18 protein-coding genes are annotated in these 16,189 nt (G+C 54.0%); 8 read left to right on the plus strand and 10 right to left on the minus strand.

Going from position 1 to position 16,189, the window contains the following annotated elements:
* The first annotated feature begins 8 nt into the window (after positions 1-8).
* The gene (locus BDE40_RS15220) at positions 9-488 is read left to right on the plus strand and encodes a Dps family protein (protein WP_134015904.1); all 480 of its coding nucleotides are present in this window, start codon (positions 9-11) and stop codon (positions 486-488) included.
* Here BDE40_RS15220 and BDE40_RS15225 read toward each other — a convergent pair.
* On the minus strand, positions 478-1,281 hold the full coding sequence (locus tag BDE40_RS15225) for a response regulator (RefSeq protein ID WP_134015905.1): 804 nt from the start codon (positions 1,279-1,281) through the stop codon (positions 478-480). The two genes, BDE40_RS15220 and BDE40_RS15225, sit on opposite strands and share 11 nt — an antisense overlap.
* Positions 1,282-1,377: 96 nt before the next feature.
* Between BDE40_RS15225 and BDE40_RS15230 the strand changes: the two genes are divergently transcribed.
* From BDE40_RS15230 to BDE40_RS15250, 6 genes are all read left to right on the plus strand, one after another.
* Complete coding sequence (locus tag BDE40_RS15230) at positions 1,378-1,542, plus strand: NepR family anti-sigma factor (RefSeq protein ID WP_134015907.1); 165 nt, start codon at positions 1,378-1,380, stop codon at positions 1,540-1,542.
* A complete protein-coding gene (locus tag BDE40_RS15235) occupies positions 1,539-2,096 on the plus strand; it encodes an RNA polymerase sigma factor (RefSeq protein WP_134015909.1) in 558 nt (185 codons plus the stop codon). Before BDE40_RS15230 ends, BDE40_RS15235 begins: the two co-directional genes overlap by 4 nt.
* A gap of 14 nt (positions 2,097-2,110) precedes the next feature.
* Positions 2,111-3,847: a sensor histidine kinase gene (locus BDE40_RS15240; RefSeq protein ID WP_134015911.1), complete on the plus strand. Its 1,737-nt coding sequence runs from the start codon at positions 2,111-2,113 to the stop codon at positions 3,845-3,847.
* On the plus strand, positions 3,847-5,370 hold the full coding sequence (locus BDE40_RS15245; RefSeq protein WP_134015913.1) for a phospholipase D-like domain-containing protein: 1,524 nt from the start codon (positions 3,847-3,849) through the stop codon (positions 5,368-5,370). Before BDE40_RS15240 ends, BDE40_RS15245 begins: the two co-directional genes overlap by 1 nt.
* Positions 5,371-5,524: 154 nt before the next feature.
* On the plus strand, positions 5,525-5,668 hold the full coding sequence (locus tag BDE40_RS18250; protein ID WP_162848105.1) for a hypothetical protein: 144 nt from the start codon (positions 5,525-5,527) through the stop codon (positions 5,666-5,668).
* 5 nt (positions 5,669-5,673) lie between these two features.
* On the plus strand, positions 5,674-6,075 hold the full coding sequence (locus BDE40_RS15250; protein WP_134015915.1) for a helix-turn-helix transcriptional regulator: 402 nt from the start codon (positions 5,674-5,676) through the stop codon (positions 6,073-6,075).
* Positions 6,076-6,176: 101 nt separating this feature from the next.
* Here BDE40_RS15250 and BDE40_RS15255 read toward each other — a convergent pair whose 3' ends face one another.
* The 8 genes from BDE40_RS15255 to BDE40_RS15290 all read right to left on the minus strand — a co-directional run bounded on the left by BDE40_RS15255 (position 6,177) and on the right by BDE40_RS15290 (position 15,338).
* Complete coding sequence (locus BDE40_RS15255; RefSeq protein ID WP_162848106.1) at positions 6,177-7,955, minus strand: pilus assembly protein TadG-related protein; 1,779 nt, start codon at positions 7,953-7,955, stop codon at positions 6,177-6,179.
* On the minus strand, positions 7,945-8,376 hold the full coding sequence (locus BDE40_RS15260; protein WP_162848107.1) for a TadE/TadG family type IV pilus assembly protein: 432 nt from the start codon (positions 8,374-8,376) through the stop codon (positions 7,945-7,947). Before BDE40_RS15260 ends, BDE40_RS15255 begins: the two co-directional genes overlap by 11 nt.
* Before the next feature lie 5 nt (positions 8,377-8,381).
* Positions 8,382-9,347, minus strand: a complete 966-nt coding sequence (locus BDE40_RS15265; RefSeq protein WP_134015921.1) for a type II secretion system F family protein — start codon at positions 9,345-9,347, stop codon at positions 8,382-8,384.
* The gene (locus BDE40_RS15270) at positions 9,340-10,281 is read right to left on the minus strand and encodes a type II secretion system F family protein (RefSeq protein ID WP_134015923.1); all 942 of its coding nucleotides are present in this window, start codon (positions 10,279-10,281) and stop codon (positions 9,340-9,342) included. Before BDE40_RS15270 ends, BDE40_RS15265 begins: the two co-directional genes overlap by 8 nt.
* Positions 10,278-11,849: a TadA family conjugal transfer-associated ATPase gene (locus BDE40_RS15275; protein ID WP_134015925.1), complete on the minus strand. Its 1,572-nt coding sequence runs from the start codon at positions 11,847-11,849 to the stop codon at positions 10,278-10,280. Before BDE40_RS15275 ends, BDE40_RS15270 begins: the two co-directional genes overlap by 4 nt.
* The gene (locus BDE40_RS15280; RefSeq protein ID WP_134015927.1) at positions 11,846-13,048 is read right to left on the minus strand and encodes a CpaE/TadZ family protein; all 1,203 of its coding nucleotides are present in this window, start codon (positions 13,046-13,048) and stop codon (positions 11,846-11,848) included. The genes BDE40_RS15275 and BDE40_RS15280 overlap by 4 nt, the downstream gene beginning before the upstream one ends.
* Positions 13,049-13,126: 78 nt before the next feature.
* The gene (locus BDE40_RS15285) at positions 13,127-13,354 is read right to left on the minus strand and encodes a Flp family type IVb pilin (RefSeq protein ID WP_134015929.1); all 228 of its coding nucleotides are present in this window, start codon (positions 13,352-13,354) and stop codon (positions 13,127-13,129) included.
* An 874-nt stretch (positions 13,355-14,228) separates the two neighbouring features.
* Positions 14,229-15,338: a polysaccharide biosynthesis/export family protein gene (locus BDE40_RS15290; protein WP_134015931.1), complete on the minus strand. Its 1,110-nt coding sequence runs from the start codon at positions 15,336-15,338 to the stop codon at positions 14,229-14,231.
* Between the two features lie 164 nt (positions 15,339-15,502).
* Here BDE40_RS15290 and BDE40_RS15295 point away from each other — a divergent pair, with 164 nt between their 5' ends.
* Positions 15,503-15,892: a DUF454 family protein gene (locus BDE40_RS15295; RefSeq protein WP_246030470.1), complete on the plus strand. Its 390-nt coding sequence runs from the start codon at positions 15,503-15,505 to the stop codon at positions 15,890-15,892.
* Between the two features lie 116 nt (positions 15,893-16,008).
* On the opposite strand, the gene BDE40_RS18315 is transcribed toward BDE40_RS15295, so the two are convergent.
* The coding region (locus tag BDE40_RS18315) for a hypothetical protein (protein WP_211342445.1) at positions 16,009-16,189 on the minus strand (181 nt) is incomplete at its 5' end.

The raw sequence follows: 16,189 nt of genomic DNA on the forward strand, positions 1-16,189 counted from the left end.
CATCCTGCATGGCAGATGGACTGCGCGACATGGGTGCAGATACTTACTGGCTGACATTCAATACCCATGCGTACCATTGGAATGTCAAAGAACCGCTCTTCTTTGTGCTGCACAACTTGACCGAAGAGTACTACGAAGACACGTTTGCCGCTGCCGACGAGCTGGCAGAGCGTAAACGTGCTTTGGGCCAACTTGCACCGACGAGTATGACGGATGTCATGGAGAACTCGGTCGTCGAGGACCTTGCTGAAATTCCAAGTGCTGGTGATATGAGTGCTGACTTAAGCCGCGGTCACCAGCGCGTCTCGCGCGGTCTGCATGCATTGATCAAGCTGGATGGGGCAGAGTATGACCCGGTCACCGAGGATATGGCCACAGCGCGGGCGGCGTTTCACGAAAGGGCATCTTGTATTATGAAGGCGCTCTCGGCGACCTGTGAAGAAAAGCCCCGCCAGCATTCGGCAGGGCTTTCATTTTCTAGGCTTTGAGGGTTTGAGTCGAGGCAAAGAACATTGCCTGACTAACTGCGGATCGGACTTGTTCGTCGTTGAACGGTTTGGTTATCAGGAAGGCCGGTTCGTGCTTTTCACCAGTCAACAGACGCTCCGGGAATGCCGTGATGAAAATAACAGGTACGTCACCCAGAGCGCTAATCAGGTCGTTGACCGCGTCGATGCCAGAGGAGTTGTCGGCGAGTTGGATATCCGCAAGGATTAAATCGGGTTTTTCGCTGGTTCCAAGTGCAACAGCCTCCGTTCGGGTCCGTGCGATACCGACCACGTCATGGCCGAGATGTTCAACGATGGCTTCAATATCGTCCGCGATGATCGGCTCGTCTTCAATGATCATCACACGACCGGTAACACTCTCCATCATTTCTCGCTTGGCGATGATAATGAGTTCCTCGGCTTCATCTTGCTTGATGTCCATGACCGTAGCCACCTGCGCGAAGCTCAACTCTTCTATCGTGTTAAGCAAAAGGGCTTCACGCGTGTTCACGGTAAGATCCTTTAAGTGATCCTGAGCGGCAGCGCGCGGGCCGCTTTCTTCGATGTTGACGGGGGCGCCCGAACTTGTCCAGATGCTGTGAAAGACCTTGAAGAGGCCAACACGCGGGTCACCGACCTCGTCAAAGATGGTGGCATCGTGCAAAATTGCTTCTAATGTCGCAACGGCATACGCATCACCGCTGCTCTGACTTCCGGTCAACGCACGGCCATAGCGGCGCAAAAACGGAAGATGTGTTCCGATGAGTTCAGACCTATCTAAGCTGTCAGACATTTTTTTCCCTTGTTCGAACTATTTTCGGAACCTAACGCCTACGTTGTGCGTTTGGTTCCCTAGAGTGTCAAATTTAATTGAAGGGCTTGGTGCCTCATGGCGAGCGATGAAAGAAAAATACGAGGCGAGAAGCAGATAGATGAGAATCTAAAGCGGGTCTACGAGGAAGTCGTCAACGAAGAAATTCCCGACCGCTTTAAAGATCTGCTATCTCAGCTGAAGTCGCAGAGCGATGATGACGGTTCGGATGTGTCACGATGAGCGCCCCTGACCCACGCGACGAGTTGGTAGAGCATCTGCCAGCGTTAAGAGCGTTCGCAATCAGTTTGACCCGCAATCCGGCGACCGCGGATGACATGGTGCAAGACACCATTGTTAAGGCATGGACGAATATCGACAAGTTCCAAGCAGGCACAAACCTTCGGGCTTGGCTGTTCACGATTCTGCGCAATACGTTTTATTCAAGCCGTAGAAAGCTGAATCGCGAGGTTTCGGACGGTGAAGGTGTGTTTACGGAGACGCTTTCAGTCAAGCCATCTCACGACGGAAATTTGCAGATGACAGATTTCAAGAAAGCTTTCGCACAGCTAAATGATGAGCAGCGTGAAGCGTTGATTTTGGTTGGTGCGTCTGGCTTTTCATATGATGAAGCAGCTGAAACCTGCGGCGTCGCTGTCGGCACAATCAAGAGCCGCGTAAACAGAGGCCGTGCACGGCTGAGTGAACTGCTGAATCTGCAAGATGACGAATCCTTGGAATTGACGGACAATGCAACGATGGCCGTGATTACTGCCAGCGGCGCGTCCCCCGTTTAACTAAGGTAAAGGGTATGAAATTCGACCGATTGCGCCGCCGATTTGATACCCTTGCCTTTAAGGTGGTCGTGTTCTTGTCGTTGGCATTGTTGCCAATCGGGCTAATCGCCGTCAATCAAAGCCGAGCGGTCAATCAGCAGGCACAACAGCGCTTGGAATTGGCGTTGATCGCTTGGACAGATCTCGCAGCGGCGGAAGAACGCAAAACAATTCAGCGCGCCTTTGCCGCTGCAGAGGCGTTCTCGACTGTACTTCCGATGATCAAAGATGACCCACAGGCTTGTTACGACTTACTGAATAAATACCGTATCAAGTCGAAACAGTTTTCACTGATCGGCTTCCCTGATGAGACGGGTCAGATGAATTGCTCGACTTCGCACAAGTCGTTCGATTTTTCGGATAACCCGATTTTTTTAAAGGCCAAGTCCAGCCCTCAGCCCTTTGTCGACATCCGGGTTGCAGGGCAGGTGTCCGAGACCTCAGTGATCGTTGTGGTGCATCCGGTTTTTGAAGGCGAAGTCTTTAAAGGTTACGTGGTCGTATCGATCCCGCACGACGGTCTTGAGATTAATTCAGAAGCGGAGGCTGAACTCAGTCCGGTTGAGGTTATTACCTACAACAATGATGGCGACGTTTTGACATCAACCCTCGATTTGACCAGCGCGCCGGATCGTCTTCCCATTGATCGGAGTTTGAAAACGCTTGTCGGATCAGGACCAGTGGCGTTTCGCGAATTTCAGAATAACAAAGACAATCGAATTTATACCACCACACCAATAATCAAAGATACCGTTTACGCGTTGAGTATCTGGGATGGTGACGCACCGGATTTGAAAGCCGCCAGTTTCAATAGATCGGCCAGCCTGTTCCCATTGTTGATGTGGGTTGCGAGCCTCGTTGTTGCCTACATGGCATTGCACAGCTTGGTGCTGCGGCACATCCGGCGGTTGCGCAGCCAGATGGACCAGTTCGCAAAAGAGCGGACCGTCCCGCATGAAACTGCGCAAGATAGCCAGTCCATGGCCTTCGAATTGCGGGCAATGGAAAATGACTTTGTGTCGATGGCGCAATCGCTGCTGCAGGATGAAGCCGCGATGGAAGAAATTGTGCGCGAAAAGAACATCTTGCTCAAAGAGGTGCATCACCGCGTTAAAAACAATCTGCAGCTGATCTCGTCGATTATGAATATGCACATGCGCAAGGCGCGCAGTTCTGAAACGAAAGCTGTGCTGGGCCGACTGCAGGACCGTATCCTTGGCCTCGCGACTGTGCATCGCAACCTTTACCAGACAGACAATCTGAACAACCTGAATGCCGGAGAGATGTTGTCGGATGTTGTTGCACAGATGCTGTCTGTCGGTGTCGCCCCGGGCACTGATATTAAAATTAGCAAAGAGATTGAGGACGTTACCCTTTATCCCGACCAGGCTGTACCGCTGTCCTTGCTTACGTCTGAAGCGGTGACCAATGCGCTGAAATATGTTGGTAAGCCTGCGCAAGGTCGACCGTGGATCGACATCAAGTTTGCGGATAATGGCGATGGCACTGCGACGCTGAGTGTGGCGAATTCGAAAGGCCGTGCACTGGTTGACATCGATGATGTCGAGCAAACGGGGCTTGGTGCCAAGCTGGTGCGTTCGTTTTCTATTCAGTTGGGGGCTGAAGTGTCTATTGAAGACGCCGAGGCTGATTATAAAATCAGCGCGACGTTCACGATTGCCGATTTTTCGCACGAACCTTTGGATTATTGATGGCTGGCACCAATAAGCCCGAGTTTTATTTGACGGCAAGCGAGGCATATCCCGCGCTTGAGCGCGCTTTTCTGGAAGCCAGATCTGAGGTCATCGGTTCTTTCCGTGTATTTGACCCGAAGACCCGACTTCGTTCTGAGGCCGGGCGCGCTATTGGCGAGACTTGGGGCGATCTGGTGCGGCATGTGGTTAGCAAGGGAGTGAGGGTCACGCTGCGAATTTCGGATTTTGATCCGATTGTAGGAACTGATCTTCATCGCGCCACACATGTGTCGGTGAAAGGCTTTCGTGACTCTGTGGGCGACTCTGATTTGTTTGACATCAAATCCGAGATGCATCCCGCGCAGATGGGGATGCTCCCCCGCTTGTTGTTATGGCCGCGGACCTATCTGGAGGTGCGGCGCCACGCAGCGCGATTGCGGGAATTACCGGACGGCCAACGCGAGATTGAGATGGAGCATTTACCCGCGTTGCGACCATTGCTGAAAAGGACCAATTGCCAGCTTCGCGCGCGGATATTTCCCCCGCCCAACTCATTTCCCGCTACTCATCATCAAAAGCTGGCAGTGTTTGATGGGGTGCGCCTCTACGTGGGCGGGCTGGATGTGGACGAACGACGCTTTGATACGCTGGATCATGATCAGGCAAGTGAACAGACATGGCACGATGTGCAGGTGATGGTCGGCGGGGCCCGTGCAAAATCTGCTCATACTTATCTAAAGGCGTTCGTGATGCGTGATCAATCCGTGTTGAAAAAGCCGTTTCCCGATCTGCTGCGAACCTATTCGATGCCACGCCAAATTAGCACGCCGTATCTATCGCCACGCACTGTCCTGAACGAAATCGAGACTGCGCATGAGAAAGGCTTTCGAGACGCGAAACGGTTGATATATCTGGAAACTCAATTTTTTCGGGATACGAAGCTTGCGAAAGTACTCTGTGCTGCGGGCCGTGCTAACCCTGATCTCGGCGTGATATTGGTTCTTCCTGCGGCACCTGATGACGTTGCCTTCGAGCAATCTGAGGGAAGTGATGCTAGATACGGGGAGTATTTGCAGGCAAAATGCCTGGACCAATTGCATGATGCCTTCGGCCACCGCTTGTTCGTTGTCGCCGTCGCGCAAACAAGACCGACGTCGGATACCACGAGGGCGGCATTGTATGATGCACCGCTGATTTATGTTCATGCAAAAGTTTCGATATTCGACGAGGACTTAGCGATCGTGTCATCAGCGAACCTGAACGGGCGCAGCATGAGATGGGATACCGAAGTCGGAGTTTCGTTTGATGAAAAGAGTGACGTGTTACGACTGAAAGAGCGATGCTTCGAGCACTGGTTGCGCAAGGAGGCGACAGAAAAATTTTTCGATCCCGCGACCGCAGTCTCTGCATGGCGTGATCTCGCGCTGGCCAATCAAAGATCTGCGCCCTCTTCTCGGGTCAGCTTTATTTTGCCTTATGCTGTGGCTCCAGCGCGCCAGTTCGGACGGAACTTACCGGGTGTCGCTGAAGAGATCGTGTGATCCTGCCAACTTTTTAAGCGTGTGAAGATGCATCTGCAAAAGTGACGTAAGGTCGTGTTGCTTCAAGGAAAAAGGCACAATCCTCATCATATTTACGCCACAAATGTTTCCCAACTTGATACAATGATAAGAGTTTAGCGAGGGAAGCGATTTTATGTCACGTATCTGGATGTCAGGGTTTGTTTTAGTAGCAGCGATCGCGGCGCTAAAGACCTTCATTGTGCTGAAGTTTGCGATGCCTAATGTTGATGTCGGTCCGGCAATGGTTTCTGGTTTTTCGCTTTATTTTTTGGATTAACGGCATTGGTTGGCTATGTCAGCTTCGTGCAGTTGCGCGCGTACCTGAGCCGACAACGCAAGGAAAAACTAACTCCTGGTGCGGGTGAACCCGTCGCAAAGGAAACAGTAATCTTACGCAATGCGCCCGACTGGGGGCTGTCACAGGCAGAAGCGGATGTCGCGATTTTCGTGGCGAAAGGCTTCTCTAACAGTGAAATCGCAGACATGCGGGGTTGCGCGATTGCAACAGTGAAATCTCAGTTGGGCAAAATTTATCATAAGTCAGGTTTGGATTCCCGTTACCAACTGATTGCCTTCGTCACTGACGAAGTTTGCGCGATGGCAAATGAACCAGAACCCGCGAGGACCCAGGTCTTCACACGCAAGGCTCTTCCGCTTTCAGGCCGCACCAAAAACGCCAGTTAGTACGCGCCTTGAGGTGCAACTCCAGAGCCGGCCTTCGGGTCGGCTTTTGTTGTTGCCTTAGTCACCTCGGCGAGCAAATCTTCTGCTCATACCCCACCGTTCTAACGTGCCAGCCGGATTGGCTCGCAGTGATGACCTGTCAGGGTCAATTCTCCCACGCCCAGTTCCAGACCAACACCTGTTAGTGTTGCATCCAATACCCCATCCACGGGCGCGGTCAGTCCGGATAGCAAACGGGCAGGGAGCACCTGAAGCAGTCCAGTGATGGCCGGACCCGCTAGTCCGGATAACAAGTTCTCCAGACCCGGCTTGAGACGCAGTTCGGTGTTTTCCGGAGAAAGCAGATTGCTAACCGCGGTGGATAAGATTTGACCAGAGCCAAATTGTTTGGATGTCACGCCGCTTTCGACCTCTGAGTGCGTGAAAGTGATTGTCTGCACCTGTGACGCGCCCACGGTGACATGGGACCGTGCTTGTATCGTGATGCCGGGTATCGTGATCGCAGGCAAAAGCGGCAAATCGATCACGACCGCGACTTCGAGCAGATCGGCAAAGTCGAGTTGGCTGGGGTCGATCGGATCTGTGCTCGTCACATCGCTCCCGAGTGTCCCCAGATAGAGCGCAGCCACAGATGTTCCATTGGCAGGGTGCAACGCGGTGCTCGCCGTCGAGAATGACGCGGCGATGTCATTTGGTGATGTGATGCGGCAGCCAAGCCGATCCAACGATGCTGTCGACCCAGCCAGTTCTGTGTAGACGGGAAGCTGGATATTGGCGAGTTGAAGGCCGATTCCGAGATTACCCAGCAGGTTAGGTTCAATTTCTAGCTCTGATTGCAATCGCACAGCCGCTCGATGTAATTGAACACCTTCTTCTCCAAGGGCAATCCACCCGGAATCTGCGGCAGGCTCGCCCATAACAAGTGTGGTGGAAGCCGAAATGATCCCCTCTAGGGAAATGTCGGTCGAAAGGCCGATATCCTGACCTGAGGAGGAGGCCCCGACCAGTGCCTTGATAACGTCTAACGCCGAGATGTCGATCTCGGACAGAAAATCGGTGGCGGTCAAGCCCAGATCGGTGTCGATCCCATCTACAAGGTCTGACACTGCAAACGCCGAGGCACCTGCCGCATTGGTAATGGCACCGAGGCGGTTTGCAAGCTCGGATGGCAGCGAAGATTGTAACGCAGAGAGCAGTTCACCCGCCGAGGTGATGGCATTCAGCACCTCTGCAGGGTTGCGTGAAGGGCTGCCTGTTTGGCTATCTAGTGTCGATAGGAGTTCACCGAGGTCAATGTTCGCATTGGCGAGAGCTTGCATGTCACCAAGGCTAAGAGATGCGCTGGCACCATAGCTTTGCATCAGCGCCTGGTTCAGGCTTGCGACGTCGAGATTCGCAATGTGACTGTCGAGTGAAAAGCTGCCGGCGCCCGTGCGTGTTGCAAGCGCCGTGCGGTTTAATGCGATATGGGTGTCATCTGTGAACACGCGCGAGAAATGCAGCGGTGCATCGTTTATTAGCACGACCCGCAGAGCATTGATGCCAGGGCTGCCCTCGGGCAATGCAGTGAAACGGTTCTGAGGAGCGATTGCGGGATTGCGCAAAAAGCGTCCCGGTTGAAGAGTTTCTACCGCGTCGGGGGGCGTCGCGTTCCGCGCAAGAACAAGATCCACGCGCCTAATTGCGTCTTCTGGTTGAGCTATTGCGCTCACAGCTGTCAAATCGCTGACGGCCTGTAATTGCGCCCGCTCGCGGTAGAGGAATGCAACATCGACCCCAAGTGCGACAAAGCCCAAGAGAACCGTCAGTAACAAAGACACGATCACCGCCACGGTGCCGTCTTCATTTTCAGAAAATTGCGTGATGGGGTCAGTAGGCAAGATAAGCACTCCCGTCGATGGTTTCGATTCCCAATCCGAGAAACCCGTTAGCGATACCCAGCAGCGACCCATCAACGGCATAGCTCACATTGACGGTAATGCCCTCGGGATCAGAACCGGAAAACGTCACTATTGGTGTCACAGCTTCTGCAGTTAAGAGCGGATAACGCGTACCGACCTGCGAAAGATAGGAATCTGCTAGTGAATTGCGCTCTGTTTGGTCGAGCCCTGCAACCGATGCCCGCGCGGCACCTGCTGCCAGTTGGTTAACGGAATGGTTGATGCCGATGAAATATCCCAACGTCACAGTTCCAAATAACAAGGTGAGCAAGATCGGGGCGATGAGGACGAACTCGACAGCCACAGCGCCGGACAGGTCACGTTGAAAGCGGGCAATGTGATGGGAAAGGCGATGGATCATTGAAGTCATCCTCCCGAAATGATGTTGTCAAAAACGCTAAGTGCAGCAGGGCCGACAAGCACCACGAAGACAGCAGGCATGATGCAGAAAATCAGCGGTATAGTCATGATGACCGGCAAGCGCGCCGCCTGTTCCTCGACAGCCATCAAGCGGTTCGAGCGTTGCTCCGAAATCAGCGTGCGCATGGCGCGGGAAAAGGGCGTTCCATAGGTGTCGGATTGGTCAAGCGTCTGAGTAAAAACGCCAATTTCTGGTAGCGGAACACGGGTGTTCAGACGGTCATACGTGCTGCGTCGGTCATTGGTCATGCGCATTTCGGAGACCATCTGCAGAATTTCATGAGCAAGTTCTGAACTGGTCGCTGTCAACTCAGTTGCCACACGATGCAGCGCAGGTTGCGGGCCAAGGCCTGCCTCGGATGAGATGACTAACAGTTCTAGCATGTCTGGAAAGCCGCGGCGGATGCGGGCAAGTCGCTTCTTGCGTTGTATATCCACAACGATGTCTACCCCCTTCGAAAGCGCCAGCGCCGTAGCAATCACGATCGCAATGCGCTTTAGCATCGTCAGATCTATCGGCGTTGTTGCGAGCACCCAGACCATTCCAATCACAACGGTAATCAGTGGCAGAACGGTTTTCAGGAAGGCGTATATCAACAATGCATCCCGGCTCCGGTAACCTGCTGACGAAAGGGCTGCAGCTGTGGTGCGAGCCTCGCCACCGAGTACGACAGAAAGTCGCTCGCCCATCAGCACGATAACTTTGCGCAACCGGTCACCTGCATGTACTAGGCTTCCGCCTTGAGGCCTTTCAGCGACGGCTCTTGGAGCAGTGCCAACGGCGCGGTTTAGGCGTGCTGTCAAACTGGTACGCTGGCGTTCGGTCTGAAGCAACGCGGCGAAACCCAGCATGGAAATGACGAGACCGATAAAGGCGACCGCGAAAACATTGTGAGCAATGAAATCAAACATCAAGCTTCCCCATTTTGGCCATCAGCAGAACGCCAAACCCAATGCTGGTGACTGCGGTAGCCGACATGATGCGGCCGCGTGGATCGGCATAAAGGGGCTCGAGATATGCGCCATTCAGAAGCGCGATCACGAGTGCAACAGCGAAGGGCAGGGAGGCAAGGATCAACGCGCTGGCACGTGCTTCGGATGACAGGGCGCGGGCCTTCTTGCGCAGTTTGCGGCGTTCGCGCAGTTGATTTGCTAGGCCTTCCATGGTCTCGATCAGGTTGCCACCTGTTTCAGACTGCAACGCTGTTGCAACAGAGAAAAAGCTGACCTCGGGGGTCGGTATTCTTGCTTCCAACCGTGAAAGACAGTCCGCCAGCGTTGTCCCCATGCGCATTTCATCGCGGCAGCGGGAAAACTCGCGTTGGATTGGTCCTTTCGCATTGTCGACAACAATGGCGAGCGAGTCCGAGACTGGTCGTCCCGCACGCAATCCGCGTGCAAAAATATCAAGAGCTTCAGGCAATTCGGCAGTGAAGGCTGCGCGGTAGCGAGCTTTCGCAATACGCAAGGCCAATGACGCAGTGAGCAGGGGTAAAATTGTCGCCACAGGGAGTGCCATCAAAGGATGCAAACTCAGGACCAGAACGCAAAGCGCATACAAGCCCAATATTGACAGAGACAACTGTACGAAAAGCTCTACGAGGCTCAGCCGAAGGCTCGTTTGCGCCAAATCGCGCTCGATGCGCGCGAACAAGCTGTGCTTGTCAGCCTTGTTGGATGTCTTGCGCTTAGCAGCCTTCGCAGGGGTATGAGATACGTCAGAGCGAACACGACGAAGGCGTGCCTGATGACGGCGGCGCAGGCGATCCATATGCACTAGGCCCCACAGAACAAGCCCGGCAAAAACTGAGAAGCTGGCAGCGAACAGAATAATGATAATTGTCATGTCCTAGTTCCCAACACAGCGTCAAGTTCGTCTCCAACTCCGTATTCGGCAGCACGCGTCGCGAATTTTGGGCGATATCCGGAATAGCGAAACTCGCCTTTCACCTCGGTGCGTGTACTGGACGGGTCGGTGTCGAAGGTGAACAATTCTTGTAAGGTGACCGCATCGCCTGCGAGACCAGCTATCTCCGAGATCGACGTGATGCGCCGCTTACCGTCTCGCATTCTTGAGACTTGCACGATCAGATGCACCGCGTCGGTTAGCTGGCGGCGCACCACTCCTGTCCCTGGTGCGAAACCAGCAAGGGCTGCCATGCTTTCCACACGGGTTAGTGCCTCGCGCGGGGAGTTAGCGTGCAATGTGCTCATTGAACCGTCATGGCCAGTGTTCATCGCTTGCAGCAGGTCCAACACTTCGTCGCCGCGAATTTCACCGATAATGATGCGGTCGGGGCGCATGCGAAGTGCGTTGCGTACCAACGTTCGCATGGTCACTTCTCCCGTGCCTTCAACATTAGGCGGGCGGGTTTCAAAGCGCACGACATGTGGCTGCTGAAAACGCAGTTCTGCCGCGTCCTCGATTGTCACAAGTCGCTCGCCTGCGGGAATGTATTGGGACATCGCGTTCATCAGCGTGGTCTTGCCAGAGCCTGTACCACCAGAGATGAGGATGTTTAGCCGCAAAAACGCCGCCAGCCCTAGAAACGCTGCCATTTGAGAGGTCAAGCTGCCTCCCTCGACAAGCGCGTCTAGTTTGACGGGATTTGAGGGGAATTTGCGGATCGTGATGGTCGGGCCGTCGATCGCCAGCGGAGGTACCGCAACGTTCACTCGGCTGCCGTCTTTCAGGCGGGCGTCAACCATGGGTTGGGACTCGTCAATACGGCGCCCAACTGCGGATACAATGCGGCTGGCCACGGCAAACACGTGAGCATTGTCGCGAAATTTGATCGAGGTCAGCTCCAGTTTGCCGGATTTTTCCACAAAGACCTGGTGCGGACCGTTGACCATGATGTCTGTCACCTGATCATCAGCAAGTAGAGCCTCCAGCGGACCAAGACCCAGCATGTCAGCCAGTACGGCGTTCACAAGGTTGGTTACTTCGCGCCCATTCAGGTGCATCTTCCGGTCTTCCGACAATTCGCGAATGCTGTCGCGGATCAGAGTCTCCTGCTCTGACCGCGGCTGTCCGGCCAAGTCGGAAAAGTCGAGAATTTCGGACAACGCCTGTACGACCTCGTTTGAGAGCGCCATTAGTCCGGACGAAACTTCATTTGGTGCAGGAGAAGACGTTCCCTCTGCTTTGGAAGGTGTCGCAATTGGCGGAGCAGGGGGGCGTTCCGTTGCAACCGGTGCTTGCATGTCAGGTTGTAACGCCTTGGTTGCGTCAGATAATATTTGACGTTGCAAGGCAAGTGGCCAAGGCGCGCTCGAGTTTTCCACGACATAGGACACTGCAACGTTCGCTCGTTCTGCAGCGGACAAACCTTCGGCGTCGATCTGCTTGGCGATTGTCAGAACTTGCGACAGTGCTTCGCGCAACGATGCTTGTGGAATATGTAGGGTCATCCAAAAATTCTTTTCATAAGGGGACGCCGCACGGGGTCACCAGTTGCGGGCGTACGAGCAACTGCAGCATTCCAAATTGCGCGGATTTCCTTGGCATATGGGCTTCGAGGCTGGCTTTCGATCAGAGGGCGTGCAGCGCGATGTGCTCGCATTACGACGGTGTCGCAACGTGGCAGGGTCGCAATAACGTCATGACCAATGGTCTTGGCGACGTCCTTGCGCGACAGCGCCGCATCGCGTCGCAGTTCCGACAACACTGGCAAAATTCGAATCTTCGGGGTCTGGATCTTGATCCGTTCAATCAGACGGCTTGCCGCGTTCACTCCGGAAAACCCGGCGGGTATCACGAGGATCAGCGCCTCTATCTGGTCCGCAATATCTGGGTGTTGCATGAGCGTGTTGCGCGGCAAGTCTGTCACCAAAGTGTCGAATTCGGTACGCAGTGGCGCGAACAACCGCGACAGGCCCGCTTCATAGGATTGAGGGTCTTGGCCAACGCGAATTTGGTGGGAATAGAGCGAAAGATGATCGCATACGTGGTCCATTGTTGCGCCAATAAATGTTTGGTCGATCCGGTCTGGTGCTTTGAGTGCCTCGAACAGACCCGGCGTTTCATCACGATCCAGATCAATTGCCTGCGAGCCAAAAAATAAGTCGGCATCAAGCAGGGCTGTGCGAAGATTCGCACCTTGTGACGAGGCTGCATGAAAGGCGAGGTTCTGTGCGAGCAGGCTTGAGCCAACACCACCATTGCTACCAATCACAGCAATCGACGGGCATTGTGCAGGAGGTCGAGGCAGCTCGATTTGAACGGTTTCCTCGCCCTGAACTGCGAGAATTTCGTCGGCGTTTACAGGAAACGTGAAATACTCCAAAGCGCCGGCTTTTCGCAAGGCGCGATAAGTGTTGATATCGGTTTGCTCACCCAGAACGATTACGTTTGCACCTGAGCGACGAATTTCGCTTACGCATTCGCAAGCCATCTCGACCGGAATGTTACCTATCTCTGTAAGGACGAATTGAGCGGGTGGAACATCTGAGCATAATCGAGCAGCCCCGCTGAGACCGCCACCGTGCAACCTGTCGCTTTTACCGCCGCTGCGTTCAACCAAGGATCGCGCAACTGCTGCGCCTTGGTCGGTGCAAACGTAAGCGACGAATTGAATGGTGCTCTGCGATGCGGAGGAATCGAAAGGCATCTTGATTATCCTTGCTCTGAAACGGGGAGAGTAAAACGGTGCCCGTGCGAACACGCGCACCGTTTTGGATTCGCGAAGTTAGCTACCGGAGGATGCGGCAGCTTCTGCTGCGTCATTCGCAGTCTTCAGCGCGCCGCCCATGGTATTGAACCCGCGGTTGGTTTCCGTACCCAAAGTAGCAACGCTTGCTACGATTACGGCACCCACGAGTGCGGCGAAAAGGCCGTACTCGATTGCGGTGGCACCGTCTTCGTCTTTGCAAAAGCGGCGGGTGATGGATTTGATAGCTGTGCGTGTCAGTGTCATGTCGTGTCTCACTATTAATTGTTGGGTCGGAAGTGACCCGGAATGAGATTGACTCTGACGGTGGCAGAGGGAACTCGATATACACCCATGGTTGCAAATCGATATCGTTCCCCTGAAGTTTTAGGTGTTTCATACCAAGGTCGTACGGGTCTGAGGCGGTATTGTGTCAGGCCTCAGTTGCCATTGTGGCACCTCTGTGGCGACGATCAATTAGCGGCACTTGTCGCGCGCGGCATGTGCTCCACCCTTGCAATATTTGGATTAGAAGTTTCGGTTTTCATTGCTTTCGATTCGGAAGGTTACCTGCATCTTCGTTGGTTTCAGCATTGTGATGCGTACCGCGAGAGCGATTCATGCCTTTGTCCTGCAGACACTCGACGAGATACCCAGACAGTCATACTTTTTTGAGCAAACGGAGTTCCAGCGTATGTTCAGCGACAACTCCTTCAGGTTCTCTGCTTCACGGCGCAGTTCCTTGAAGTCATCGGTGTTCGCAGCATGCGTTATATCGCCTGCCAGACGCCGTTTACAGGCTTCCATGAAGCTCTTGGACCATTTGTATTAGATGCCCTGAGAAATGCGCACTCGACGGTATAGATCAGCACGCTCTCCTCGCCACGCAGCCCGACCAACCCGTGCGGATTTTCTCTTCGGATGAGTGGTGTTTGCGCGAAGTTCGTTTGATATCTTCGACGATCCTCTTGCTGGAGCCTTTGCGTGTTCCGGTTATCTGTCCCATCTTCCACTCTTCAGTGGTTGCGATGAGCCAAGAACACTTTCGTATCAAATCACCCTGTTTTGCCCCATAGACTCTGACGTCAGACAGGCGCTCGACGTGACGACTAAAGTGCAATCCGCGACACAGGAAAGCCCCCTAGTTGACTTGGTTGGCGATACCGAATCCGGAGCCGATCAGGCCAATTATCGTGCGTGCATTGTTGACAGGGCTTTCGGTCGCGTAGACGACATCTTTCGGGTGGATACGAAACTTGCCAGCGCTGAACAGCCCATCTGCAGATGTCAGGTCCATCGTGAAGACCACCCGCTCGTTTTCGGGGCCGGAAACGCCATCGGCGCGAACCGCCTTTGCGCTATACTCTCGCAGGACCAATATTCCCTCTGGATTGGCGCGGTTGTCAGACAGGCCGCCCATCAAAGACACAGCATCCAGTGCGCTTACATGCTCTTTCGGGAATGTTATAAGTTCTTCTTTACCGGAAGCGCCAAGCGCAAGGAAATAGCTTTCATCTTCCGCCACCACAATTTTGTCACCGCTCCGCAGTGTCGTGTCGAGGGCCGGTGATTTGAGCAACCTGTCCAGCGAAATAGCATAGGTGTCATTGCCGCGGAGAAGCCGGATCTGAGGATTTTCGAAACGGTCTTTAGCTCCTCCACCCAGCGATAGGGCGGTCAACACTGTCATGTCGCGTTCTTCGATCGGAAATGTGCCGGGGCTATTCACGCCAGAAACAATACTGACCGAGTGACGCGTACCCGCGACAGAACTCAGTTGAACTTGCGCGGACGGGGACACTGCCAGAAGTGCGTCTTGAATTTTCTCGCGGGCTGCGCTGTCGGTCATGCCACCAATGGTGACCGATCCCACATATGGCACGAACACCGATCCGTTGGTTGATACGCTGATTGTCTGAAGCTGCGCGACCTTTTGCTCGCGTGCAGTAAGCAGCGAGTTTTCATCACTGTCCCAGATCGCGATGTTGATCTTGTCGCCGGATAGGATCACGCGCCCAATCGGGCCACGCTGTTTGCTGATCCAGCTGAAACGGCTAACGCCGCCGGTTGACGGCCACTTGGCATAGCGCGGAAGAAAATTCTTGGTAACAGGGTGCACCGCAAACTGCGCATTTTCATCATCTGCATTCTTGGTGATCTCGGACTGCAAAGCGGCACCGCGCGGCAAGGCGCAGCCTGACAGGATTGCCGTTACAGCGATCGCCCCGATTGATTTGCGCCAAATAGTCATGCTCGCCCCCCGATGGTCATAGCTGCCGCGTTGCGTTGGGAATAAGGTGAGTTGGTAAAAACCTCAACAAGCAAGTTGGCCGCACCAGCAGCTCCCTTCGTTTACTTCAACGCTTGCGCGTCCTAGCTTGGGAAGATGGTTACAACGAGCGGCTTCCAATGTTGATGAAACGATCTTCTCTCAGATCGGGCGCAGGCCATCTGGTGCGGTTAGTGTGGCTAGGGTTTGGTCTTCTGGCATTGGGTTTGGGGATAGTGGGAGTGTTTCTGCCTCTCTTGCCCACAACACCACTTGTCTTGCTCGCAGCGTTTGCTTTCACCAAAGGATCACCACGATTAAGAGAAATGCTTGTCGGGCATCGCATTTTTGGACCGATAATTGCTGATTGGGAAGCGAACGGTGCGATTGCGCCGCGCTACAAGATTGCTGCTTGCACCGCGATGGCTGCGATCTTGTGTGTGAGTGTGATTATGGATTTGTCCGCGACAATCATTGCCGTGCAGGCGATCTGCCTCGGCGCCGCCGCGATTTTCGTGCTGACGCGGCCTCATTAGTTTCTTCACCTGAATATATCGGCATGACGAGTCGCGAGTCGCGGCAGGGTGACTCGTCTTATATAGTATTTATGACTCTATTCGGGCCGCTCCATTGTAGTGATCAGAGAGGATAATCAACAAACCCGATGCGTTGATTGCGCCTTAACCCCAGTGTTTAAAGGGTTGATGACGAGTTTCGCCGCGGTGCGGCAGACTCTTTTCGAGAATTTTTTAGAATTTTCAAAAAAGGTGTTGCGGGCGGGTGCGAGTGGGCCTAGAACCCCCTTCACCGGCAGGGCAGAGATGCAGTGTCGG

It is taken from the genome of Litoreibacter halocynthiae (genome assembly GCF_004365635.1).
GTDB classification, from domain to species: domain Bacteria; phylum Pseudomonadota; class Alphaproteobacteria; order Rhodobacterales; family Rhodobacteraceae; genus Litoreibacter; species Litoreibacter halocynthiae.

Coding starts and splice junctions, on each gene's coding strand:
- BDE40_RS15280 (WP_134015927.1), bottom strand. CDS start 13,048: ATGCCTTTCGATTCCTCCGCATCGCAGAGCACCATTCAATTCGTCGCT.
- BDE40_RS15285 (WP_134015929.1), bottom strand. CDS start 13,354: ATGACACTGACACGCACAGCTATCAAATCCATCACCCGCCGCTTTTGC.
- BDE40_RS18250 (WP_162848105.1), top strand. CDS start 5,525: ATGTCACGTATCTGGATGTCAGGGTTTGTTTTAGTAGCAGCGATCGCG.
- BDE40_RS15275 (WP_134015925.1), bottom strand. CDS start 11,849: ATGACCCTACATATTCCACAAGCATCGTTGCGCGAAGCACTGTCGCAA.
- BDE40_RS15290 (WP_134015931.1), bottom strand. CDS start 15,338: ATGACTATTTGGCGCAAATCAATCGGGGCGATCGCTGTAACGGCAATC.
- BDE40_RS15240 (WP_134015911.1), top strand. CDS start 2,111: ATGAAATTCGACCGATTGCGCCGCCGATTTGATACCCTTGCCTTTAAG.
- BDE40_RS15225 (WP_134015905.1), bottom strand. CDS start 1,281: ATGTCTGACAGCTTAGATAGGTCTGAACTCATCGGAACACATCTTCCG.
- BDE40_RS15220 (WP_134015904.1), top strand. CDS start 9: ATGGCAGATGGACTGCGCGACATGGGTGCAGATACTTACTGGCTGACA.
- BDE40_RS15295 (WP_246030470.1), top strand. CDS start 15,503: ATGAAACGATCTTCTCTCAGATCGGGCGCAGGCCATCTGGTGCGGTTA.
- BDE40_RS15265 (WP_134015921.1), bottom strand. CDS start 9,347: ATGTTTGATTTCATTGCTCACAATGTTTTCGCGGTCGCCTTTATCGGT.
- BDE40_RS15230 (WP_134015907.1), top strand. CDS start 1,378: ATGGCGAGCGATGAAAGAAAAATACGAGGCGAGAAGCAGATAGATGAG.
- BDE40_RS15235 (WP_134015909.1), top strand. CDS start 1,539: ATGAGCGCCCCTGACCCACGCGACGAGTTGGTAGAGCATCTGCCAGCG.
- BDE40_RS15270 (WP_134015923.1), bottom strand. CDS start 10,281: ATGACAATTATCATTATTCTGTTCGCTGCCAGCTTCTCAGTTTTTGCC.
- BDE40_RS15260 (WP_162848107.1), bottom strand. CDS start 8,376: ATGATCCATCGCCTTTCCCATCACATTGCCCGCTTTCAACGTGACCTG.
- BDE40_RS15245 (WP_134015913.1), top strand. CDS start 3,847: ATGGCTGGCACCAATAAGCCCGAGTTTTATTTGACGGCAAGCGAGGCA.